The sequence below is a fragment of the Streptococcus sp. 'caviae' genome (genome assembly GCF_001937065.1).
GTDB lineage: Bacteria > Bacillota > Bacilli > Lactobacillales > Streptococcaceae > Streptococcus.
Map to the genome: position 1 here is coordinate 1 of NZ_MOWR01000014.1, position 22,533 is coordinate 22,533.

Genomic DNA, 22,533 nt, shown 5'->3' on the forward strand with positions numbered 1-22,533 from the left:
ACCTTCATAAAATCGGAAAATCTTATGAAGAATTCAAGCGTGAGAGGAATACCTCTCAACCACAATTATAACAGATTTTTCACTTATCTAACCGATTTTTTCAAGACATTGTCATTTTCGATTGACATGTTTTTAGATATCAGGATAATAATCTAAAATATAATTTTCTGCTTCCTTGCTCCAGATACCATCTGTCTTGCCTAAAATAGCCGATAATTTTTCGTCTTTCTCTTGAGCCAAAGCCAATTCCAGACGATCAAAGTTTTTATGAGTGTAAACCAATTTTTTCCCTCCGCCGATTTCCGGCTGTGTTAGGGTAGTTTCTGCCAAGGCATTCAGTCCAAGGATATGCGTTACAATGTTGGCAACAGATACTTTTCTTTCTTCAATTGCTTTAACAGCCTTGTGCATGTCGTCAATATTGCCGCCTGATGTACCAACATAGTGAGTGAATGAATAGTGGATATCATAGAAATTGATTGGAGCAAAAAAATCTTTTTTCTGCGGACCTGCAAAAAAATTGAGACAGCCATCAGCATTCAAAAGCTTAGATGCATCCGTTACTAAAGATTGTTGAGGCACTAGGACAAACACGTCATCAAATTTCTTACCATTGACAGAAGCAAGCAAGGTTTCAACTTGATTTTCTAAACCTTGAGTATTGATAAATGTGATTTTTGTTTTTTCCGTTGATTGATATAGTTTTTGAGCACGGTCAAGCTTTTCTTGGCTAATATCTGTAACAATGAGATTGCTGGGGTTGATGGGACCATGCAAAGCATAGTCAATAGCCAATAGTCCCATCGGACCGGTACCGCCTAAGATAACCATATTTCCGCCAGCTTTAATTCCCATTTTATGATTGTAGGTCCCTTCGATTAAATGGTAATTAGCTTCAAATGCTCCGATAACACATGACAGGGGCTCTAATAACGAACCTTCAAAAAAGGTATCTCCATTGTATGGAATCAAACAGTTCTGATTTAAAACATCTTTATCAATAATAATATATGTAGCATCGCCTCCCGTATAAGGATAGGAATAGCCTGGACAATCCGGACGGTCTGGAAGCTGTAAATTAGCTTGGACAACATATCGCTGTCCCTTTTTGAATTTATGCTGCCAATTCTTACCGACTTCTATGATTTCACCGCAAAATTCGTGTCCAATGATGATTGGATTATCCTTTAAATTGTCGGGTGTCTTTTTATGTTCTGATCCTTGATTGGCCAGTTTCCAAGATGACATGCAGATACTGTCAGTAACAACTGAAGCCAAAATTTCATCATCACTAATGTCAGGAAGGTCAAATTCCTCTAAACGCAAGTCTTTTTTTCCATATAATCGTACTGCTTTTGTTTTCATTTTCTCTCCTCATTGATACTTTCATTCATATTAAGATAAGATACCCGCTGCATAGCCAACAATACCTACAGCAAACAAGATAAAAATTAACACAATTGGACTGACTTTTTTTCTAAGTAAGTACATCATTGCAAAAGTCAATGCCAGCGGCAACAGACCCGGCACTAAGTCATCCAAAATGTTTTGAATGGTTGTAACAGTTGTTTTGCCGTCGCTTCCTGTTGCTTTGTAAGCCATTAGTGAAACATTAATATTTGTCCATTTTGTTACCAAAACTCCCATGATAAACAGACCTAAAATAGTAGCTCCTTCGGTCAGTTTGGGGAGAATATTCCCAGATAAGTTTTTGACAATCCCTAATCCCTGTTTAAAACCATAAGTTAGACCATACCATTTGATAGCTAGCCGTACTGCATTAAATGATAGGAAGAAAAGAAGCGGTCCTAGGAACTGGCCGTTTAGAGCCATAGAGGCACCTATTGCTGCCAGAACCGGTCGCAATGTTCCCCAAATCAAAGGATCCCCCACTCCGCAAAGCGGTCCCATCAGTCCAATTTTTAAACTGCTGATTGTTCCATCATCAAGATCAGCCCCATTTGCACGTGCTTCTTCCATAGCCATTGTTACACCAATAACCGGTCCGCAGACGGCAGGCGTAACATTGAAGAAAGTTAAATGGCGCTTTAGAGCAGCAACTTGTTCTTCTTTGGTTTTATAAACTCGTTTAATAGTCGGAATCATATCAACACAAAAGGCCAATGCATGAATACGTTCAAAATTAAAAGAAGCCTGCTGAAAATTCGAATAAATAAACGTTTGAATCATATCTTTTTTCGTTACTTTTTTTGTCATAACAATATCATTCTTACTTACCATAGTTCATACCAACTTTCTTTTTTGTCCTAATCTTCTAGTTCATCATCGGCTAACGCTATATTTTCAGCAGTCTGTACGCTGGTCTGTTTATTAAAATTAGGATTTAACTGGACATATATCAAAGCAATGATTAAACCTAAAATACCAAAAGCCAGCAGGCTAAAATCTAAATAGCCGCCCAGAACAAAACCTGCAAAAAAGAATGGTAACAAGTACTTGATGTACATCATATTCAAAACCATAGCATAACCGACAACGACAATCATTCCTCCAGCAACAGCAAGCCCTCCTGTAATAACTTTAGGAATAGCATCTAACATTTTGGTAACCGCTTCAGCATCAACGAATACAGCTACTAACGTTGCTGGAATTGCCACACGCATGGCCTGAAAAATGAGTGCGAAAAAATGTAAGAAGATAATCCGTCCAAAATTAGCTTTTTCAGCTTCCTTATCTGCTATATGCTGGATAGCAACGGTCACAGTCCTTACCAATACTGTCAATACTTGTCCCGCAACAGCAACAGGAAGAGCAATGGCAATACCTTTTTGAATATCTTGGTGCCCCACAACAACTAAAATAGTAGAGATAACACTGGCTAGAGCTGAGTCGGGTGACTGAGCTGCACCGATATTCATCCAGCCTAATGCAATGAGTTCCAATGTCCCGCCTAAAATGATTCCTGTGGACATATTTCCCAGAATCAAACCTGTAACTGTACAGGCAATTAAGGGTCTGTGAGTTTGAAATTCATCCAGCACACTACCCATTCCTGTGATGCTGGACCAAATGAATATCAACACAATTTGCAATAGCGATAGTTCCATTTCTTTTACCTCGTTTCACTTATTAGTCTTCTCTTTTATTGAATTTTTACTTCTTTTAACAATGCTTCAAAATCCTTGGAACTGTCGGTAACGACAACGCGGCAATCCAGCGTAACTCCTAAACCAATTAATTCCTTGAAAGCTTCAATATCTTCTTTAGAAACAGACACAGCTTTTGTTAGCTGAGTGCGGCCCTCCTTAAACTGCATCCCGCCAATATTAATACTCTTAATCGGAACACCTCCTTTGACTAAATCAACAACTTCCTGAGGTTTTGTGAATAAATAAAAAACTGTATCATTTTCATATTTAGGATTGTGATAAACTTTTATAGCTTTATCAGTAGTGACGACATTCACTTTTATTCCTGGCGGTGCAGCCTGTTTGACCAGTGTTTTGCGTATCTCGTCACTGGCAACATCATCACTTGGAATAATAATCCGCTCTGCATTGGCTTCTTTAGCCCAAACAGTGGTTACTTGTCCATGAATCAGCCGATCATCAATTCTAGCTAATTTAATTTTCATTCCAACTCCTCCTCGTCAGTATTAATATTTAAAGGTTCCCGCTTAAACTGCTTAACTGTGTCATTTGCTAACATGGGAAGACTGCTTGCTATTTCTTTAAGGGGTTGCTGATCAATCACAGCTGCTATTTCTAATACAAGCGGCAATGACATCCCGGAAACAACCTCTAATTCCAATTCTGGATGTTTTAGGACTAGCGCACAGCTAGCATTAAAGGGGGTACCGCCAAATAAATCTGCAAAAATTAAAGTCGGCTGGTTAAGCGCTTTCATTTTTTGGAAAATTTTTTGAGATATAGTGTCCAAACCTTCAGTTTCTAAAAATTCAATCGTATGGAAATTAGTTAGCTCTCCAAACAGCATCTCCGCTGATTTTTTCATTTCTGTCGCTAAACGGCCGTGCGCTACTAAAATCACCTGATTCATGGAGTTCTCCCTTCTCATTAAATTCCTCAGCCGCGTGTTTTGCCACCGGCAACATTTGTTGTAATACCCGTGATATAACTTGAGCGGTCTGAAATGTAATAAGCTACAAGATCAGCAACCTCACTTAATCTCCCGCTGCGCCCCAGCGGAGTTGTCGCTGTTGAAGCATAACCTGCACGAATCTCGTCGACTGTTTTACCTCTCGTATAACCAAGCGCTTCTTCATAAGCGAGCGTCCGCAAACCCGTTGCCTCCATGATTCCTGGTGCGATACCAACAACCCGAACTCCGTATTTACCGAGTTCCTTTGCCCAAGAACGCGTATAACTGTATACAGCCGCCTTAGTTCCTGCATAAGCACTTTGACCTTCAGAACCTTCAAGACCTGCTTCTGAAGCTATATTAATGATGACCCCTTTTTTCTTATGAACCAATATGCGTCCTACAGCCTGACTTACTAAATACAACCCCTTTTGATTAATCATGGTTATTTTTTCAAAAACAGTATCGTCCAATTCATACTTGCCATGGGGATTATTTGGGTCAACCAAAAGCCGCGGAATATTAATTCCCGCATTGTTGACAACCGCATCAAGCGTCCCAAAGTGCGCAGCCGCAGCCGATACGGCTTCTTCAACCTCTTCACGTGAGGTAACATCAACCTTTTTAAAAAAGAGATTATCATGCTTAAGATCATTGTCTGCAATATCAAAGTTAGCAACCTTGACATTTAAGCTCAACAGCTCTTCAATAATAGCGCGCCCAATTCCAGATGATCCTCCTGTAACAACGACTGCTTTTCCACCAATATTTAACCAATCCATATTCCTCACCTTATCATTTGTGATTTTATTATAACGTTTGTTACAAATTGACTATATCACGACTATATGTCTTTGTCAATACTTTTTTCACATTTTATAAAAATAATCTCATTTGTGATAATTGCACATGTAACTGATCCAATTTTGGCATTCAAATATCTGCTGATTAAGAACGGAAATGGGACAGAAATCAGTCGTTCAAAGAATCGAATATCGCAGTTTCGCCTCTGCACAGCTGATTAGTATTGAGAGTACCTGTGCTAACCATATTTGTCAGTCAATTTGAATTATCATTTGTCCTAAAGGATAGGGGAGCCAGCCATTGCATCAAGAGGCTATTTCTATAAAAAACGAACCCGAAACATTAATGTTTCAGGTTCGTTTTAGATTTGTACACGCTGTAAAATTTCTTTGGCCGTCTCTTCGGTTGTAACTAATATATTGATATATTTCCCTCTAAGCGCACCGATTAGGGCAGAAACCTTGTCTATAGATTCAGCAACACCTATACGGTAAGGACATTTTTTTAGTTTTTGTATCGTGATACCGATAATTCGCTGATCCAGTTCATTTTTTATATGCTTGCCATCAATATTATAAAATCTGGAAACCACATCTCCTATGATATCTTCTTCTTTTATCTTGCCAATGATATCTTGCCCGTAGAAGTCATGCCAAGTCTTATTATTTTTTAATAGTGGGCTTCCAACCCCCATTATTGCAACGTCAAGACGATCCCACAGAGCCACGAGTTCCTTATTAAAATCATTTTTTAATAAGGCTTCTTTTAGTTTCTTAGTTTCCGGAATAGCTGGGGAATCTATTAAAAGTGCTTTCCCATGCAGCTTTTTAGCAGCTTCATAAGTAATCGTATTGACATGGTAATCGCTGATTAAACGTCCTGAAGGACCGCCAATCATGGGAACACAAGTGACATTTGATAACTTAAGTTCCGGCATTTGATCCGCGACTGCAGCCAGTGTTTCTCCCCAAGAAAAACCAATAATCATTCCATCGTGCAGCAGTGTTGTCAAATAACTGCCTAAAGCTTTAGCCAAAGCCTGTTCCTTTTGCCTTCTTTCCATATTGTCTGCAACGGGAACTACTATTGCTTTATGCAGACCAAAAATTTTTTCCAAGTTCTTTTCGACGGTATAAGTACCTGCTTTATCATAATTAATAGTGATTTGAACAATCCCTTCCTCCCGCGATTGCTTCAATAATCGACTAATTGTTGTTCGATGAATACCCAGTTCTTTTGAAATTTGACTTTGGGTTTTATTTCCCTGATAATACATTTCAGCAATTTTGATAAGTAATCTATCTTCTGTGAACATCTTAATCCCCAATCAATACCTGTTTAATTATGTATAGTACTTTATCATAAATTCGCAATTTTTTCAAAAGTTATAAAGCTATCACTAATGTGAAAATTATTGCTAATTTCTATTAAGACAGCGCTAAAATTAAATTTGAAGTTTCCAATGTTGAACCCAAAGCTTGAGAACTTTTCTAACAGCCTTAGAGAGACATTGCTGATGTTCCAATCATGACCGCCCGTCTAACGGGTGGTTTGGACAAGTGCTATAAGCTACTGCCCCCAGCTAGTGGATGAAGCTTCTTTTATTAGTAACCGGCTGGTCCTTTTACAAAACAAAAGAAGACTGATTGCTCAGCCTTCTTTTTAGGAGATTTACGGTAGTCGTAGACCTTTAGGTCGTACGAATACCTATGCAACAGCTACTTCAATCTTAAACGCTGAAAGCGTGAGAAGATTGTTAGTAGCCACTGCTATGAAAAAGAAAAGTTTTGGGAATCCTATTGCTAGGATGGTTATAGTATAGTCAATCTTGCTTAAGCGAGGCTTAAAGAAATCTTGCAGAAAGCTTAAAAATCATTTAATAAATATCTCGACGATGGCCAACTGAAAAGATTTCTATCACAATTTCGTCGTCAAGGATATTAGCAAGAATCCGATAATGTCCAACACGGTAACGCCACTCGCCTGAGTGATTAGCTGTCAAGCTTTTTCTATGCTGGCGGGGATTATCTGTGTGATAAAGATTTTTCTTAATCCAAGACAAAATCATCTTCCTGGTGAAGGCATCCATTTTTTTCAGCTGTTTATCTGCTTTTGAGGTGATAACAATTCGGTATTTCATATGTCAAATTCCTCAAAAACATCTTCAATCGGAATCCTCACGCCATCATCTTCAGCCATGGCCTGACGGAGAAGCTGCAAATCATATTCGTCCTCAATCTTTTCCAGCATAGACTGTCTGGCAAACTCAGAAATCGTCAATCCATGTAGTTGAATGTATTTTTTGATCAAATCTCCATCTTGGTCGTTGATTCTCAAAGTCATCGTTGTCATGTTTATTCTCCTTGAATACATTGTATTTATGCCTATTATAATCCTCTCATTTATTGTTGTCAAAAGATTCCTTTCTCTTTTCTATTCGTAAAAAGCACCCCAACTTTTTCAGCTGGGGCGCTTCTTGCTAGTTAACAAAAACATAGAGTAAGGGATGCTGCACATTCAAGTAAAGACCGACCGAGCAACCCGACAGCTGTCATGCCCAGGGCGGCTACTGCTGCTAGTTTAAGAAACCTCGTCCTTCTTTTATTTAGCAAAACGCATGCCAAAGAAAAACTAAAATCACTCCATTACAAGGCTGACTTTTTAAGAATTTATTGGACAGACCTGTGAGAACTCAATCGACAACATCTGCTAAAGGGCTGATGACAATGCCTTCTTGCTGGAAGGCCTGTCTGATTTCTTTGACAAATTGAAGTGCCTTAGGACCATCACCGTGGACACAGACAGAGTCAGCCTCAATCGGTATGGTCTTGCCGTCAATACTGACAACTGTCTTATCCTTAATCATTTGAATTAAGCGTTCAATAGCCAAGTGTTCATCGGTAATCATGGCACCTTCTTTGTTTCGGCTGACCAAGGAACCGTCATTTTCGTAGGCACGATCAGCAAAGACCTCCTTTGCCACTCGTAAACCACTGGCCTTGGCAGCCAGCGCTAATTCACTGGCTCCGGGACACAAAAGAATTAACCTGTCATCATAACTGGCAACCGCCTGAGCAATGGCTCTGGCCAGCTTGCTGTCTTTGCAGGCCATATTATAAAGAGCACCGTGGGGTTTCACATGCTGCAGCTGCATGTTGCCGGCTTTGGCAAAAGCATCCAAGGCTCCTATCTGATAGGTCGTATCAGCTGCGGCCTCTTTGGTGCTTATCTGAAGGTTGCGGCGGCCAAAGCCCATCAGGTCAGAGAAGCCTGGGTGAGCTCCCATGGCAATTTTATTTTCCTGAACCAATCTGGTCGTTGTCAGCATAACCAAGGGATCTCCTGCATGAAATCCGCAGGCAATATTGGCTGAGCTAATCAGAGGAATAATTTCACTGTCTTGTCCCATGTGATAGGCACCAAAGCTCTCACCTAAGTCACTGTTCAAATCAACTTTATATGTCATACTGATCTCCTTGGGGTAAGCATTCATAATGATTCTATCAAATTTTTATCAATCTTACCTTCTCTAAAGTTAGAATCTTCCATTATACTATACTGAAAATCTAAATTGCTTTCAACACCAAGCACTACCATTTCATCTAAGGCTGCCTGCATTTTTTGAATGGCCGCCAATCTATCGGCTGCCTGAACAATAATCTGAGCAATTTCTGGATTATAATTTTCAGGAATCTGATAACCGGCATAAAGAGCAGTATCCACTCTGATACCATTGCCCGCAGGCAGATGCAAATGCTTAACCAAGCCAGACTCTGCCTCAGAATCTTTGCAGGAAAACTGCGCTCTAATACGGCAGGCAAGGGCATGTCTCTTGGCAGCAATATCTTCCTCTTTAAAAGATAGGGGCTCCTCGTCGGCAATTCTAATCTGCTCAACAAGCAGATCTATCCCCGCTGCCATTTCTGTCAAGCCATAACCAGATGAGATGCTGGCAGTGATTCCTGTAAAATAGAATTGATTCGATTGGTCCAGCGCAAAGCTAACTGTTCCGGCATTGGTATAGTGAGCAGCCTGGGCAGTCTCAACAGCAGCCTGTCCTAAATTTTTTCGGCTTTTCCTATCAAGAGCAGGTGAGGGCGTCTCTTCCAGTATTGTCTGTCCGTTTTCCTGACTCAAACAATCCCTTTCTCCCAAAGCAACAATATTGCCAAAATGATCAGCAACAATTGGGACTTCAATCGTTCGAGAAAAGTCCATGAACTCTTTTGCAGTTTCATTAAGTTCCAGATGAGCTGAATTTCCAGATAGCAGATCAGGATTGACCTTTGCCACTATCTGCTCCATTTGAGAGCCATCATGCAGCTGTTCAAGAAGCTCGGGACTCGGTCCAATAAAAATAAGGCCGTGTTGTTGACAGAGCTTGGCAAACTCGGCATCTTCTGCCAGAAAACCATAGCCCGGATGAATGGCATCGGCTCCCATATATAAAGCAGCCGAAATCATATGCTCTCGGTTCATATAACTGTTTTCAAGCGAACCCTGACCGACGCAAAGGCTTTGGTCTGCCAGCTGTACATGAAGGCTCTTGGCGTCTTCTTTGGAATAAACAGCGACCGACTGGATTCCCAGACAGCGGCAAGCTCGAATAATGCTGACCGCTATCGTACCGCGGTTGGCTACAAGTATTTTTTCAATCATCGCATTTCCTACTTAAATATCACTCAATCGCAACATTTATCCTTGCTCAAAAAGCGCGGCCAGACGTTTAGCGGTAGGACGTCTCGTCAGTACTTCCGGGCAGGGCTGGTGAATCTGGCTGCGCATTTGTTCCAATTCAGCTGCTTCCTGTTGCAGCAAGTCTTGGGCTTCTTCAATTGAAACAGCCTCAAAGCTAATGCTGTGATTCATCTTTCTTTGAACCAATTTGGGCATATCCACAGAAATAACTGCTGCTATTTTAGTATAGCCGCCTGTTGTCTGACGGTCGGCCAATAAAACAATAGGCTTGCCATGAGCCGGCACCTGGATGGCACCGAAAACAGTCGCATCCGAAATAATATCTGCCTTGTCCTTGTGAGCAATAGACGGACCGTCTAAACGGCAGCCCATACGATCAAAATCTTTGGTAACCGTATAGGTTTCCCTTAGAAAAGTCTGCAGGCCTTCTTCCGTAAAATGCTGTGTCTGAGGCCCTAAAACAACCCTTAGAACAGCCGCATCCTGATCAAAGTCATCCGCCGGCAGCTTTCTGGATAAAAAGTGAGGCAGGTACAGACGGTTGCTGCGAAAGGGAATATAGTCATCCGCTTGCAGCTGCCGGCCTTTAAAGCCTCCCAGACCAACTTTAACATTGGTTGAGCGGCTCCCCATGACTTCTGGAATCTTCAAGCCGCCGGAAAAACTGATGTAACCCCGCGAACCCGTCCTAGCACCGCCAAAGGCCAGAACATCTCCTTCATGCAGATAAAGAGCGGTATACATGGCTGCCGGCTCTCCGTTAACTGTCGGCTGAAAGTCACCGCCGGTGATGGCAATAATCGTATCCCGAGTGAATGCTAAGGTTGGCCCCACCAGAGAAAATTCGAGAACAGCTTCATTTTCAGGATTGTCCAGAAGAAGATTGGCTATCCGAAACGATCTGACATCCATAACCCCCGAAACACTGAATCCTTGACTTTGATAACCATTGCGGCCGCTGTCCTGAACAGTTGTCATGAAGCCCGGTTTGATGATTCTAATGCCCATCTCTGACCTCCTCTCCGGTCAATACAGTAACCTCATAGCTGCCTGCTAAAACCGCTTGATAAATGTTATCATAATCAGATTCGTCAATAGCCTTAAAACGAATATAATCACCAGCTCCAAAGATAAAGGGCCGCTGTCTTTGAGGGTCATAGGTCTTAAGAGGTGTTCTGCCAATTAAACGCCAGCCGCCAGGAGAAGCCATAGGATAAATACCTGTTTGGCTGCCGCCAATGCCAACACTGCCAGCTGCAATAGTCAGCCTTGGATTTTCCAAACGAGGCGTATGAATGGTCTCATCGAGACCGCCTAGGTAAGGAAAACCCGGCAGAAATCCCAGCATATAAATGAGGTAGTCCCGGCTGGTATGTCTGGCAATGACTTCCGCTTCTGTCAGACCGGCATTCTGGGCAACAAATTGTATATCCGGACCGTATGCTCCGCCATAGCAGACAGGAATTTCAATAATCCGCTGCTGATCTTGGCTTTCCTTGACCTCCTGCTGCAATAAAGTATCTAATTGATTTATTAAACTATCGTAAGAAAGGAGGCGCGGATCATAACTGATCAGCAGGGATGCAAATGCAGGAACCATGTCAAGAATCCCTTCAATAGACTGTTCTTTCAGCCATTGAAGGATAGCTTTGATTTTTTGATTCGTCTCCTGCTTGATTTCCTGCTCGAATTCAATCAGCAGGGCTGAATCACCAGCTGTTCTAATCCTGTATTCCATACAAGCCCCCTTTCATTCTCATTATGAGAACAATTGTCCCAGATTGCCCAAGGACACTATTCCTAAATAAGCCGTAATTCCAACAACAATAACACCCAGCCAGAACAGCCACTTAGGATGCTTATAAACCGACCCCATGATGCTGGTTTTTTGGCTGGCAATGAGGCAAATGCCTAAAGTCAAAGGCAAAATCAAACCATTTAAGGCTCCGGCAACAACCAGTAAATTAGCCGGCTGTCCTAAAAAGGCCATGATAAAGGTCGAAATAATGATAAAAATAATGGTAACCGCTTTTTCGTACTTAGCCACTGTCTTGCTCAAGGTCTTTAGAAAAGAAACCGAGGTATAGGCTGCACCAACGATTGAAGTTAAGGCAGCTGACAGGAGCACCAAACCAAAGAAACGGTAGCCAAGTTCGCCAGCCCCCTGCTTGAAAGCATCTGCGGCCGGATTATTGGGATCTAAAGCAGCACCTTTGGCAACAACCCCTAAGATAGCCAGAAATAAGAAAATGCGGACAATTGTCGCAATCGAAATTCCCATGATGGAACTTTTCTTAACATGATCTAAATTTTCCTGTCCTGTAAAACCAGCATCAATCAAACGGTGAGCTCCTGCAAAGGTAATGTAGCCTCCAACCGTGCCGCCTAAAAGCGTTAAAATGGCATTGAAAAGATTTGAAAAACCGGCTGACGGCATGAAGGTTTCTTTTAAAGCAGTTCCATAAGGAGGATTGACAATGAGAATAACGAGAAAGATGACAAGGATCATTAAGCCGCCCAACACCTTGGTGAAAGTATCCATAGCTGTCATGGCATTTTTAAAAAGAAAAATTAAAATAGCCAGACCGCCGGCTAGAAAATAACCCACTGTCGTGGGAACTCCCAACAAGGTATTAAAACCAAGCGCTCCGCCGCCGACATTTCCAATATTAAAAACAAGACCGCCCAAAACAATCAGAAAAGCCAGAACATAGCCTAATCCCGGCAGCACCTTATTGGCAATATCCTGTCCTCTCAAACCGCTGACCGTCAAGACACGCCAGATGTTGGTCTGAACAATCAAGGCTAAGGCAATCGAAGCAAGAATGACAAAGCCAAAGCTGGCTGAGAAGTCGCTGGTAAATTTTGCCGTTTGCGTTAAAAAACCGGGCCCGACAGCAGATGTCGCCATGATAAAGGCAGCTCCCAAGAGAGCACCCTTATTTCTCTTTTTGTTGTTCATATCTATCCTCCCTTTATCAGAATACTTACATTATAGCCCACAAAAGGTATCATGCCAAGGCAAATATACAAATTGATGTTAGATTTTATAACATGCTCTCCTGCTATCCCGAAAATCCTATCTTTAAAATTCTAAGCCGCATCCTTTTACAGCGGCTTAACAAAAAGTTCTGCATGTTGTATGCAGAAACTCTTTTGTTCAAATACAGAAACTCCCCCAGCTATTGCGTTTTTTAGCTTTTTGGGAGGTTGTTAAAACTAAACTAACTGCACTTCCAGCAACGGCTGTTGAGCTTAATGCCTAAAATGTCTGACACCTGTAAAGACCATGGTAATGCCGTACTTGTCAGCCATGTCAATAGACTCCTGGTCGCGGACGGAACCGCCCGGCTGGATAATGGCCTTGATACCTGCAGCTGCAATTTCTTCGACATTATCAGCAAATGGGAAGAAGGCATCAGAAGCAAGAACAGCGCCGTCAAGACGGTCTTTGGCTTGGTCGATAGCAATACGGACAGAAGCCACACGGTTGGTCTGGCCGGGTCCGACGCCAAGGGTCATGTGGTCATTGGTCACGATGATACCATTGGACTTGACGTACTTGATAGCTTTCCAAGCAAACTCAAGAGCAACTCGTTCACGCTCATCAGGCTGGCGCTTGGTAACCACCTTCCAGTCAGCGGGATTTTCCTTGACCACGTCTTGGTTTTGCACAAGGAGGCCGCCGACAACACCGGTGTATTCTTTTTCAGCTTCACTGGCTTCTTGAGCATCAAAGGGCTGCTCAAGGATGCGCAGGTTCTTCTTCTTGGTTGTGAGAATAGCTAGCGCTTCGTCTGTATAAGATGGTGCAATGATGATTTCAAGGAAGATTGCATGCATCTTCTCAGCTGTCGCGGCGTCTACTTGACGATTGAGCACCACGATACCGCCGAAGATCGAAACGGAATCAGCTTCATAAGCGTAATCCCAAGCTGTTTCAATGTCATCAGCCTGACCGATACCGCATGGATTCATGTGCTTGAGCGCTACAACAGTTGGACGGTCTTTGAAGTCACGGATGATACGAATAGCCGCATCAGCGTCACGAATATTGTTGAAGGACAGTTCTTTACCGTTGAGCTGCTTGGCAGATGCAATAGAGTAGTCTGTTGGCAGAGCTTTTTGATAGAAATCCGCATCCTGCTGTGGATTTTCACCATAGCGCATGGGCTGCTTGAGGTCGTAAGTCAGTGTCAGTTTTTCTGGTTTTGTTTCGCCGACTTGGGCTGTGAAATACTCAGCAATCAAGGCATCATAGGCCGCGGTATGACGGTAAACCTTGGCTGCCAAGCGCTGGCGCGTTTCAAATGTCGTCTGACCTGCGCCAGCCAATTCTTCCAAAACAACAGCATAATCAGCAGGGTCAACCACAACTGTCACGCTGGCATGGTTTTTGGCCGCTGAACGCAGCATGGAAGGTCCACCGATGTCGATGTTTTCCACCGCATCCGCATAGGTCACATCTGGTTTGAGAATCGTTTCCTTGAAGGGATAGAGGTTAACAACGACCAGATCAATCGGTGTGATGTCATGCTCTTTCATGGCATTGACATGGCTGTCAAGGTCGCGGCGAGCCAAAAGACCGCCATGAATTTTCGGGTGAAGGGTCTTAACACGGCCATCCATCATTTCAGGAAAGCCTGTCACATCGTCAATAGCAATGGTTGCTACTCCTGCATTGTCAAGGGCAACCTTGGTTCCGCCGGTTGAGACGATTTCCCAATCGAGTTTGGTCAATTCTTGGGCAAATTCAACAATGCCCGCTTTGTCTGAGACGCTGATAAGTGCGCGTTTAGTCATAATTAAGATACCAAGTCCGACTAGAAGGCGACTGAAAAATAGGAAACTTGACGAAGACGCTTGCGTCTGGGAGAGGTTCCTCTTTGTCCAAGCCTTCCGGACGGGTTCAATTCCTTTCTTTTTAAAAAGTTTTTCTTCTTTGAAAATAGCTACGCGGTAAGGCCATTAAATGCCTAAAATAAACAAAATAGCCAAGATGATAAGTGCTAAGCCACCGAGGTTTAGACCGATAAGATTAACGATTTGACGAACTTTGGTTGGGAAGAGTTTGCGCATGAGAGCTAAAAGCCCCAGGCCGCACATAACTCCCAGCGTATTCATGAATAAATCGGTCACATCTGCATTGCCAATAGCCAAGATGAACTGCAGCACTTCATAGCAAAGGCTGAGCAGAAATCCAGATAGAATAATTTTTCGATCCGGCCAACTTTCTTTTACCAAAGGCACAGCCACACCATAGGGCATAAAGCAAAGAATGTTGAATACCATTTCAGAAGCAGCCACATCGCCATTCACGACCATGGGTGATGAGAAGGGTATCCAGTTAATGTTTCGATCATGTACAAAAAATGAAATGTATTCCAACTGCGTTTCAAACTTAAACAGAATCCCCCAAGTCAGCAGCAGCAGATACACACAAACAATAAATCTCGTTAATTTAGCACTTTGCATGATAAATTACTTCCTCCCCACTCCCAAGCTCTCCAGCACCTGAGGGTAAAGTTGATACTCTGCTTCATGGATTCGAGTTTCGAAGCTTTCGATGGTGTCATCTGGCAGACGCGGCACGCGCACTTGTTTGATGACTTGACCGGTGTCCACACCGCTGTCTACCCAGTGGATGGTAACTCCTGATTGGTCAACACCGGCCTTCCAGGCATCCTCGATCCCATGGGCTCCCGGAAATTCTGGCAGATAAGCTGGATGAATATTAATCATGCGGCCCTCGTAAGCAGCCAGCAAGGTCGGTCCGACGATTTTCATGTAGCCTGCCAGGCAGACCAAGTCAATTTTGTGTTCCTCTAAGAGTTTGACGATAGCCTCTTCATAGGCAGCCTTATCGTCAAACTCCTTGAGTTCAAAAGCGTAGCTTTTAATGCCGAGGTTTTTAGAGCGCTCCAGCACATAGGCATCGCGGTGGTCAGAGAAAACAAATTCAACAGGAAATTGCTCGGCAATGACTTGAAAATCGGAGCCATTGCCAGAAGCAAAAACGGCAATTTTTTTCATTATTTCATCACCACACTTGCGTCGGCCTTCTTCACGATTCGGCCAAGTTCGTAAACAGGCTCGTCAAGGACTTCCTTGACACGGTCGACCTTGTCTGGACTGACCGCCAGCATGAGACCGATACCCATGTTGAAGATTTCAAACATTTCTTCGTGCTTGATCTCACCGTATTTTTCAAGAGCCTTGAAAATTGGCAGAACCGGCACCTTGTCTTCTTCAATTTCAGCAGCCAAATCATCCGCAAACATACGAGGCACATTTTCGACAAAACCGCCGCCTGTGATGTGGGCAATTCCATTGACCAGCTCTTCCTTAATCAATGGCAGAGCTGCTTTGACGTAAATGCGTGTTGGTTCAAGCAGGACGTCTTTGAGTTTTTTGCCTTCAAGTTCTGGCAGCTCCTCCTCACCTGTATAGTCCGCAAAGACACAGCGGACAAGCGAGTAGCCATTTGAATGAATACCGCTGGAAGCAAGACCCAGCAGCACATCGCCTTCCTTAACTTTTGAGCCGTCGATGATTTGACTTTTTTCAGCCACGCCGACCGCAAAACCAGCCAAATCGTAATCATCTTCGCCATACATACCAGGCATTTCAGCCGTCTCCCCGCCAATCAGACCTGCTCCAGCTTGGACACAGCCTTCAGCCACACCGGCAACCACCTGCTCCAATTTGGCTGGTTCATTTTTGCCAGTCGCGATATAATCGAGGAAGTAGAGGGGCTCGGCACCCGCAGCGATAATATCATTGACACACATGGCCACACAGTCTTGACCGATGGTATCATGTTTGTCGTATTTGATAGCCAGCATGAGCTTAGTTCCCACACCGTCAGTCCCTGAAATCAAGACCGGTTCTTTGACGTCCAGCTGAGATAGATCAAACATTCCGCCGAAACCGCCCAGAGCTCCCATGACACCCAGACGCTCGGTACGCGCCACATGTTTCTTGATGCGCTCTACCACCTCGTAACCAGCCTCAACATCCACCCCAGATTTTGCATAAGCATTTTTATTTTCTGTCATAATCAATTCCTTCTTTTTAAAATCACTACATTGAAAATTGCAAGGTTTTTCCAACTCAATCATCAATAAAAACTCGTTTTTTCCTTCAGGCTTTCCAGATAACGTTTTTCATAATCATAGAGCGGAGTTGGGTACTTGCCGTCAAAGTAAGCGACGCAAAGTCCGCCGTTTGGTGCATCTGTTTCCAAGCCGATGGACTCAATTAAACCATCAATGGACAGATAAGTCAGGCTGTCAGCTCCGATAATCTGGCGTGTTTCTTCTACAGAGTGATTGGCCGCAATCAACTCACGCCGTGTTTGAATGTCAATACCGTAAAAACACGGGTATTTGAGCGGCGGACTGGCAATGGCCACATGGACCTCTGCCGCACCCGCTTCACGCAGCAGCTGAACAATGCGGCGGCTGGTTGTCCCCCGAACGATAGAGTCATCCACCATGACCACACGTTTGTCTTTTACAATACTTGACACCGCCGATAATTTCATGCGCACACCCTGTTCACGCAATTCCTGTGTAGGCTGAATGAAGGTACGCTGTATATACTGATTTTTGATCAGGCCCATTTCATTTGGCAGGCCTGATTCTTCGGAAAATCCGCTGGCCGCAGACAGAGATGAATTCGGCACCCCGACCACAATATCCGCTTCATGGTTAAATTCCTGAGCCAAACGGCGTCCGGTGTTTTTCCGAGCCGTATGAACATTGACCCCATGAATCACACTGTCCGGACGCGAAAAGTAAATATATTCCATCGAACAGATAGCTAATTGAGTCTCATCTGTATACGTGTCATAATGGATACCTTCTTTATCAATGACTACCAGCTCTCCGGGTTTAACATCTCGAATCCACTTGGCGCCAATGACTTCAAAAGCACAGGTTTCACTGGAAACAACGATAGCCCCGTTGGCCATCTGTCCAAGAGACAGCGGTCTGAAACCATTAGGATCAAGAGCGGCAATCATTTTATCTTCCAGCATGAGAAGGTAAGCAAAGCCGCCTTTGACAGTATTGAGAGCTTCTTTAACCTTGCCCATAAAGCTAGGATTGTGGCTGCGGCGGATGAGATGAGCCAAGATTTCTGTATCAGATGATGAAGAAAAGATGGCACCATCGCGTTCCAGTTCTTTTTTCAAGGTTTGGGTATTGGTCAGATTTCCATTGTGTGCCAAGCCAAATTCCATATCATAAAATTTGAAATGGAAGGGCTGAATATTGTCAATCGAAGCCTCCCCAGCTGTCGCATAACGGACATGGCCGATAGCTGCCTGACCGCTTAGTTTTTCCAAATCAGCTGGATTTTTAAAAACTTCTGATACCAAACCAGTATCGCGATAGCGCAGAAGCTTGCCGCTGTCATTCGATAAAATACCGGCTCCTTCCTGACCGCGGTGCTGCAGGCTGTGAAGACCAAAATAAGTCACCTGAGCAGCTTGGGGATGCCCCCAAATACCGAACAAACCGCATTCTTCATTTAAAGATTTTACTTCGTATGTCATTTTATATACCTTTTGCACTTAAATTCTAGGCTTCAATAAATTTGCTGGCCAATTTGTAAATGTGATGAATCTCTTTACTTTCTAATTTCCAATTTTTCAATTCAACCTTCACCAAATCTGGAAATTTTTTGCTAATATCCCTTAAAGCATTCCCAACTGATTTTCTAACATAGTCACTTTCATCCTCTTTTAAATCAGCTATTCTTCTAATAGCTTCGGTAGGATTTTCTTTAAAATATGGCCTACTTGTCCATATTCTTAAACCCTCTGTAACAGCTCTTCTCGTATTGGGTTTGCTGCTTTTTAACCATTCATCAATAATGGGAAGTGCTTTTTCATATCCTGTTTTCTTACAAAATTCATCAAACGCTTTTGCCAACACTTCTTGAACTCTCCAGTTATCATCTTTGGAAACTTCATCTCTCATGAATATTAAGATTTCTTCATCTTTTGACAAATATCCAAAAAGGAATACAGCATACATTCTTACTTGGTAAACATCAGATTGATAAGCTAAAAATGCTAGTTTTTTGATAGATTCATCATCCTTGGATTTATAATCAGTTAAAGCCCTTTTCTCTTCCTCTTTAAATCCATGTTCTATAGACGAGAAATCATTTTCCAGCCTTGCGATATACTGATTCATAATACCCTTTCTACAAACAGACCTTTAGCAAACGTCTATTCCCCAGTAAAATATTTCACTGCACTTTCAAATAATTTTTGGTCTTTGTTTCCTGGAATGTTTTGGAAAAGGCCGTCTTCATAGCGTTCGGAGTGTCCCATTTTGCCGATAATCTGACCGTTCTTGCTTGTAATGCCTTCGATAGCGTTGACAGAGCCGTTTGGATTATATTTGGAATCCATAGAAGGTTTGCCATCAAAGTCAACGTATTGGCTCCAGATTTGGCCGTTGTCCCGAAGTTCAGCAAATTCCTCTGCTGTCACGACAAATTTCCCTTCGCCATGAGAGACTGGGATAGCATGAATATCGCCGATTTCAACCCCTGCTAGCCATGGAGAGTTAGTATTGGCAATACGGGTTTCAACCATCTTAGCCACGTGTTGGTTGGCATCGTTGTAGAAAAGGGTTGGACTTGTCTCAGCAGCTTCTTCAAAATTACCATAAGGCAGAAGACCAGATTTGACAAGAGCTTGGAAACCATTACAGATACCGATGATAAGTCCGCCTCTTTCAATGAAACTGTCAATAGCTGCGCGAACTTTTTGATTGAGCAAGATGTTAACGATAAACTTAGCTGACCCATCTGGTTCATCCGCTGCGGAAAATCCGCCGGCAAAGAAGATAATATTAGCCTTGTCAATATTGTCAACCATCGTGTCAACTGACTTAGCAATCGCAGTCTCATTCAAGGTTACAAATGGTACCAGGCTGACTTTAGCACCTTCTTTTTCGAAAGCCTTAGCTGAATCGTACTCAGAGTTGGTTCCCGGAAAAACAGGGATATATACCAACGGTTCAGCAACTGTCTCCTTCGCTTTAATAACAGTGTCAGAAACAATCTCCGGTACTTCTTCCAGAGCTTTGCTTTGTTCAAATTCTGTTGGGTAAACTTCGTTTAATTTGCCTTCAAAAGCTGCAAGCAATTTAGTTCCAGATAAGTTGACACCGTTGACAGTCACTGTAAAGTCTGTAACAGTTTGACCAATTTTAACAGCGTCAGAAATGACTTCTGGTGATGTGAAGATAAAACCGCCAAGCTGTGCTGTCAAGCTGCTGTCAAGTTCAGCTAATTCTGCATGAACACCAATACGGTTACCAAAACTCATGAGAGCCAGACTTTCGATAACACCGCCGTATTTAACAGCCGCTGCTGCGGTCACCTTGTGAGCAGCTTGAATGGCTTCAAACTTGGCAAAGTTAGCTTTGATGAGATCAAAATCAATATCTTGAGAGATCGCTTGACCAGGAATGTAGTAAAGATTTTCACCAGCAGCCTTGAACTCAGGTGAGAGAACCTTACGGCTGTCAGCCGTTGTTACCCCGAAAGCAACCAAAGTCGGTGGCACTGTCAACTCTTCAAAGGTTCCGGACATAGAGTCCTTACCGCCAATGGAAGGCAGACCCAGCTGAGCCTGAGCCTCAATGGAACCTAGCAGAGCCGCAACCGGCTGGCCGAAGCGTTCTGCTTGTTTGTCCATACGCTGGAAATATTCCTGATAAGAAAAACGAGCCTGTGACCAGTTAGCACCTGTTGCCGCTAACCGTGCTGTCGCTTCAATAACGGCATAGGCAGCCCCATGATAAGGCGACCATTCCGCAATGTAAGGGTTATAACCTTGTGCCATGACAGAAGCTGTCCTTGTCACTCCATCTTGTACTGGCAATTTCTGCACAGAAGCTTCAGTCGGTGTCACTTGGTAGCGACCGCCTAGAGGATGGTTAACAGTTGAACGGCCAACGGAGCTGTCAAAGATGGTTTGAAGTCCTTTTTGGCTGGCATGATTGAGGTCTGAAAGAACAGCCAAGGTATCCTGTTCAAGAGTTTCTGCTGAAGTGATTCGCTGCTCGGGCAGCTTGACACCGCTGTCAACCACACTGGCATCGACAACCACGCGCACGCCATTGGTATCAAGGAAAGAACGCTCAATATCAACAATAGTCTCACCGTTCCAAGTCATGACAAGGTTTGGTTTTTCAGTCACAGCTGCGACTACAACAGCATCAATATTTTCTTTGTTGCACTCTGCAATAAAAGTATCCACATCCTTAGGACGAACGACGACCGACATGCGCTCCTGCGATTCAGAAATGGCAATTTCCGTACCATTGAGACCCGCATATTTGAGCGGCACCTTGTCAAGGTCAATTTCCAGACCGTCTGCCAATTCGCCAATAGCGACACAGACACCGCCAGCACCGAAGTCATTTGATTTCTTGATGAGACGAGTCACCTCGCCTTTACGGAAAAGGCGCTGAATTTTACGCTCTTCAATAGCATTTCCTTTTTGGACTTCAGCACCTGCTGTTTCCACAGATTCAACCGTCTGAACCTTAGAGGAGCCTGTGGCACCGCCAATACCGTCACGTCCGGTCTTTCCTCCCAAAAGAATGACAACATCACCAGCTTCGGGCTTTTCGCGAACGACATTTTCTTTTGGTGCAGCACCGACAACAGCACCGAGTTCCATACGCTTAGCAACAAATCCCGGATGGAAATACTCCTTGACATAAGTTGTCGCCAAGCCAATTTGATTACCGTAGGAAGAATAACCGTGCGCTGCTGTTTTAGAAATAACCTGCTGCGGCAGCTTACCCTTACGCGTTTCTGCTACTGGTTTCGTAATATCACCCGCTCCTGAAATTCTCATAGCCTGATAAACATAGGAACGGCCTGACAAAGGATCCCGAATAGCCCCGCCGATACAGGTTGCAGCACCACCAAAGGGCTCAATTTCCGTCGGGTGATTGTGAGTTTCATTTTTAAACATCAAGAGCCAAGGCTCTTTGACGCCATCAACATCAACTTCAATTTCAACCGAACAAGCATTGATTTCATCGGATACTTCCATATCATCAAGACGCCCATTTGCGCGCTCATAACGGCCAAAAATAGTCGCCATATCCATAAGCGTCTGCGGCTTTTCAGAACGTCCAAGCTCATTGCGCATGGCAAGGTATTTATCATAAGTCGCCTGCAGCTGTGCTTGGAACTGTGAAGCTGAGAAATCTATTGATCTCAGCTCTGTCTCAAAAGTCGTATGCCGGCAGTGGTCTGACCAGTAAGTGTCCAGTACCTTGAGTTCTGTTTCAGTCGGTACCCGGCCCAGCTGTTTAAAGTAATCTTGGATAAAGAGCAGATCGTCCACTTCCATAGCCAAACCTTGCTTGGCCTTATAGGCCGCAAAATCCTCTGCTGTATAAGTCTCGAAAAAATCAAGCCTTGGAATGGTTTTATCGGAGCTGGAAAATTCCTGCGGCTGAATCCCCGCTCTGATATCCTTAAAGCGTGAATCAACCGGATTAAGCAGATAGTTTTTGATCGCTTCCAATTCAGCTGCTTCAATCGTCTGATTAACTAAATACAGCTGAGCTGTATTAACCCTCACATCATCAGCGGCACCAAGCAAAAACAGCGCTTCCTGAGAACTGGCAGCACGCTGATCAAACTGACCGGGCAGAGCTTCAATAGCAAAGAAGGCAGAAGTCTCCAGAGCCTCAGCCACTTGCTCCTCAGTTAAAATAGCATCAGTCACCTGTTCTGAAAAAAGATGCTTCTCCGCTCTGTCAAAGAGCTCCTCAGACAAATTGAAAACATCATAAACCTGTACAATCCGCAAATCTGACAGCGTTTTTAGCTGCAAATTATGGCTCAGCTCCTTGGCTAAAGACTCTGATTTAACGCGAAACGCTGCTTTTTTTTCAACAAAAATACGTTTATCCATAC

At 43.4% G+C, this 22,533-nt stretch carries 21 protein-coding genes; all 21 read right to left on the reverse strand.

The features are described 5' to 3' along the window. Positions 1 to 132 precede the first annotated feature (132 nt). On the reverse strand, positions 133 to 1,365 hold the full coding sequence (locus BMI76_RS10100; protein ID WP_075347429.1) for a zinc-binding dehydrogenase: 1,233 nt from the start codon (positions 1,363 to 1,365) through the stop codon (positions 133 to 135). 30 nt (positions 1,366 to 1,395) lie between these two features. Beyond that, positions 1,396 to 2,241 (reverse strand): PTS system mannose/fructose/sorbose family transporter subunit IID, encoded by an 846-nt coding sequence (locus BMI76_RS10105; protein ID WP_075347430.1) that lies wholly within the window; start codon positions 2,239 to 2,241, stop codon positions 1,396 to 1,398. A 26-nt stretch (positions 2,242 to 2,267) separates the two neighbouring features. Next, complete coding sequence (locus tag BMI76_RS10110; protein ID WP_075347431.1) at positions 2,268 to 3,068, reverse strand: PTS mannose/fructose/sorbose transporter subunit IIC; 801 nt, start codon at positions 3,066 to 3,068, stop codon at positions 2,268 to 2,270. A gap of 35 nt (positions 3,069 to 3,103) precedes the next feature. Further along, a complete protein-coding gene (locus BMI76_RS10115) occupies positions 3,104 to 3,595 on the reverse strand; it encodes a mannose/fructose/sorbose PTS transporter subunit IIB (RefSeq protein WP_075347432.1) in 492 nt (163 codons plus the stop codon). Further along, positions 3,592 to 4,020, reverse strand: coding sequence for a PTS sugar transporter subunit IIA (locus tag BMI76_RS10120; protein ID WP_075347433.1), 429 nt, complete (start codon positions 4,018 to 4,020; stop codon positions 3,592 to 3,594). Before BMI76_RS10120 ends, BMI76_RS10115 begins: the two co-directional genes overlap by 4 nt. 26 nt (positions 4,021 to 4,046) lie before the next feature. Further along, complete coding sequence (locus BMI76_RS10125) at positions 4,047 to 4,844, reverse strand: SDR family oxidoreductase (RefSeq protein ID WP_075347434.1); 798 nt, start codon at positions 4,842 to 4,844, stop codon at positions 4,047 to 4,049. A 383-nt stretch (positions 4,845 to 5,227) separates the two neighbouring features. Continuing rightward, the gene (locus BMI76_RS10130) at positions 5,228 to 6,181 is read right to left on the reverse strand and encodes a sugar-binding transcriptional regulator (RefSeq protein ID WP_075347435.1); all 954 of its coding nucleotides are present in this window, start codon (positions 6,179 to 6,181) and stop codon (positions 5,228 to 5,230) included. Positions 6,182 to 6,742: 561 nt separating this feature from the next. Further along, positions 6,743 to 7,006 (reverse strand): type II toxin-antitoxin system RelE/ParE family toxin, encoded by a 264-nt coding sequence (locus BMI76_RS10135; RefSeq protein ID WP_075347436.1) that lies wholly within the window; start codon positions 7,004 to 7,006, stop codon positions 6,743 to 6,745. After that, a complete protein-coding gene (gene relB, locus BMI76_RS10140; protein WP_075347437.1) occupies positions 7,003 to 7,218 on the reverse strand; it encodes a type II toxin-antitoxin system RelB family antitoxin in 216 nt (71 codons plus the stop codon). The genes BMI76_RS10135 and relB overlap by 4 nt, the downstream gene beginning before the upstream one ends. A 340-nt stretch (positions 7,219 to 7,558) precedes the next feature. Next, on the reverse strand, positions 7,559 to 8,332 hold the full coding sequence (locus BMI76_RS10145; protein ID WP_075347438.1) for a LamB/YcsF family protein: 774 nt from the start codon (positions 8,330 to 8,332) through the stop codon (positions 7,559 to 7,561). Between the two features lie 23 nt (positions 8,333 to 8,355). Then, positions 8,356 to 9,525 (reverse strand): biotin carboxylase N-terminal domain-containing protein, encoded by a 1,170-nt coding sequence (locus BMI76_RS10150; protein WP_075347439.1) that lies wholly within the window; start codon positions 9,523 to 9,525, stop codon positions 8,356 to 8,358. Positions 9,526 to 9,561: 36 nt separating this feature from the next. Further along, positions 9,562 to 10,572: a biotin-dependent carboxyltransferase family protein gene (locus BMI76_RS10155; protein WP_075347440.1), complete on the reverse strand. Its 1,011-nt coding sequence runs from the start codon at positions 10,570 to 10,572 to the stop codon at positions 9,562 to 9,564. Continuing rightward, complete coding sequence (gene pxpB, locus BMI76_RS10160; protein ID WP_075347441.1) at positions 10,562 to 11,302, reverse strand: 5-oxoprolinase subunit PxpB; 741 nt, start codon at positions 11,300 to 11,302, stop codon at positions 10,562 to 10,564. The genes BMI76_RS10155 and pxpB overlap by 11 nt, the downstream gene beginning before the upstream one ends. 21 nt (positions 11,303 to 11,323) lie before the next feature. After that, positions 11,324 to 12,526, reverse strand: a complete 1,203-nt coding sequence (locus BMI76_RS10165; protein ID WP_075347442.1) for an NRAMP family divalent metal transporter — start codon at positions 12,524 to 12,526, stop codon at positions 11,324 to 11,326. A 293-nt stretch (positions 12,527 to 12,819) separates the two neighbouring features. Beyond that, complete coding sequence (gene purH / locus BMI76_RS10170; RefSeq protein ID WP_075347443.1) at positions 12,820 to 14,367, reverse strand: bifunctional phosphoribosylaminoimidazolecarboxamide formyltransferase/IMP cyclohydrolase; 1,548 nt, start codon at positions 14,365 to 14,367, stop codon at positions 12,820 to 12,822. A 165-nt stretch (positions 14,368 to 14,532) separates the two neighbouring features. Next, positions 14,533 to 15,039 (reverse strand): VanZ family protein, encoded by a 507-nt coding sequence (locus BMI76_RS10175; protein ID WP_307770188.1) that lies wholly within the window; start codon positions 15,037 to 15,039, stop codon positions 14,533 to 14,535. A 6-nt stretch (positions 15,040 to 15,045) separates the two neighbouring features. Continuing rightward, a complete protein-coding gene (gene purN, locus BMI76_RS10180) occupies positions 15,046 to 15,597 on the reverse strand; it encodes a phosphoribosylglycinamide formyltransferase (protein WP_075347445.1) in 552 nt (183 codons plus the stop codon). Further along, positions 15,597 to 16,622, reverse strand: a complete 1,026-nt coding sequence (gene purM, locus BMI76_RS10185) for a phosphoribosylformylglycinamidine cyclo-ligase (RefSeq protein WP_075347457.1) — start codon at positions 16,620 to 16,622, stop codon at positions 15,597 to 15,599. Before purM ends, purN begins: the two co-directional genes overlap by 1 nt. Before the next feature lie 62 nt (positions 16,623 to 16,684). Further along, a complete protein-coding gene (gene purF, locus BMI76_RS10190; RefSeq protein ID WP_075347446.1) occupies positions 16,685 to 18,124 on the reverse strand; it encodes an amidophosphoribosyltransferase in 1,440 nt (479 codons plus the stop codon). A 25-nt stretch (positions 18,125 to 18,149) separates the two neighbouring features. Further along, positions 18,150 to 18,770 (reverse strand): DNA alkylation repair protein, encoded by a 621-nt coding sequence (locus tag BMI76_RS10195; RefSeq protein WP_075347447.1) that lies wholly within the window; start codon positions 18,768 to 18,770, stop codon positions 18,150 to 18,152. Between the two features lie 35 nt (positions 18,771 to 18,805). After that, positions 18,806 to 22,531 carry a phosphoribosylformylglycinamidine synthase gene (locus tag BMI76_RS10200; RefSeq protein WP_075347448.1) on the reverse strand — a complete coding sequence of 1,242 codons (3,726 nt, stop codon included), beginning with the start codon at positions 22,529 to 22,531 and terminating at the stop codon, positions 18,806 to 18,808. Positions 22,532 to 22,533 lie beyond the last annotated feature (2 nt).

Coding starts and splice junctions, on each gene's coding strand:
- purH (WP_075347443.1), bottom strand. CDS start 14,367: ATGACTAAACGCGCACTTATCAGCGTCTCAGACAAAGCGGGCATTGTT.
- BMI76_RS10150 (WP_075347439.1), bottom strand. CDS start 9,525: ATGATTGAAAAAATACTTGTAGCCAACCGCGGTACGATAGCGGTCAGC.
- BMI76_RS10115 (WP_075347432.1), bottom strand. CDS start 3,595: ATGAAAATTAAATTAGCTAGAATTGATGATCGGCTGATTCATGGACAA.
- pxpB (WP_075347441.1), bottom strand. CDS start 11,302: ATGGAATACAGGATTAGAACAGCTGGTGATTCAGCCCTGCTGATTGAA.
- relB (WP_075347437.1), bottom strand. CDS start 7,218: ATGACAACGATGACTTTGAGAATCAACGACCAAGATGGAGATTTGATC.
- purM (WP_075347457.1), bottom strand. CDS start 16,622: ATGACAGAAAATAAAAATGCTTATGCAAAATCTGGGGTGGATGTTGAG.
- BMI76_RS10100 (WP_075347429.1), bottom strand. CDS start 1,365: ATGAAAACAAAAGCAGTACGATTATATGGAAAAAAAGACTTGCGTTTA.
- BMI76_RS10130 (WP_075347435.1), bottom strand. CDS start 6,181: ATGTTCACAGAAGATAGATTACTTATCAAAATTGCTGAAATGTATTAT.
- BMI76_RS10200 (WP_075347448.1), bottom strand. CDS start 22,531: ATGGATAAACGTATTTTTGTTGAAAAAAAAGCAGCGTTTCGCGTTAAA.
- purF (WP_075347446.1), bottom strand. CDS start 18,124: ATGACATACGAAGTAAAATCTTTAAATGAAGAATGCGGTTTGTTCGGT.
- BMI76_RS10195 (WP_075347447.1), bottom strand. CDS start 18,770: ATGAATCAGTATATCGCAAGGCTGGAAAATGATTTCTCGTCTATAGAA.
- BMI76_RS10105 (WP_075347430.1), bottom strand. CDS start 2,241: ATGGTAAGTAAGAATGATATTGTTATGACAAAAAAAGTAACGAAAAAA.
- BMI76_RS10175 (WP_307770188.1), bottom strand. CDS start 15,039: ATGCAAAGTGCTAAATTAACGAGATTTATTGTTTGTGTGTATCTGCTG.
- BMI76_RS10120 (WP_075347433.1), bottom strand. CDS start 4,020: ATGAATCAGGTGATTTTAGTAGCGCACGGCCGTTTAGCGACAGAAATG.
- BMI76_RS10135 (WP_075347436.1), bottom strand. CDS start 7,006: ATGAAATACCGAATTGTTATCACCTCAAAAGCAGATAAACAGCTGAAA.
- BMI76_RS10110 (WP_075347431.1), bottom strand. CDS start 3,068: ATGGAACTATCGCTATTGCAAATTGTGTTGATATTCATTTGGTCCAGC.
- BMI76_RS10165 (WP_075347442.1), bottom strand. CDS start 12,526: ATGAACAACAAAAAGAGAAATAAGGGTGCTCTCTTGGGAGCTGCCTTT.
- BMI76_RS10145 (WP_075347438.1), bottom strand. CDS start 8,332: ATGACATATAAAGTTGATTTGAACAGTGACTTAGGTGAGAGCTTTGGT.
- BMI76_RS10125 (WP_075347434.1), bottom strand. CDS start 4,844: ATGGATTGGTTAAATATTGGTGGAAAAGCAGTCGTTGTTACAGGAGGA.
- BMI76_RS10155 (WP_075347440.1), bottom strand. CDS start 10,572: ATGGGCATTAGAATCATCAAACCGGGCTTCATGACAACTGTTCAGGAC.
- purN (WP_075347445.1), bottom strand. CDS start 15,597: ATGAAAAAAATTGCCGTTTTTGCTTCTGGCAATGGCTCCGATTTTCAA.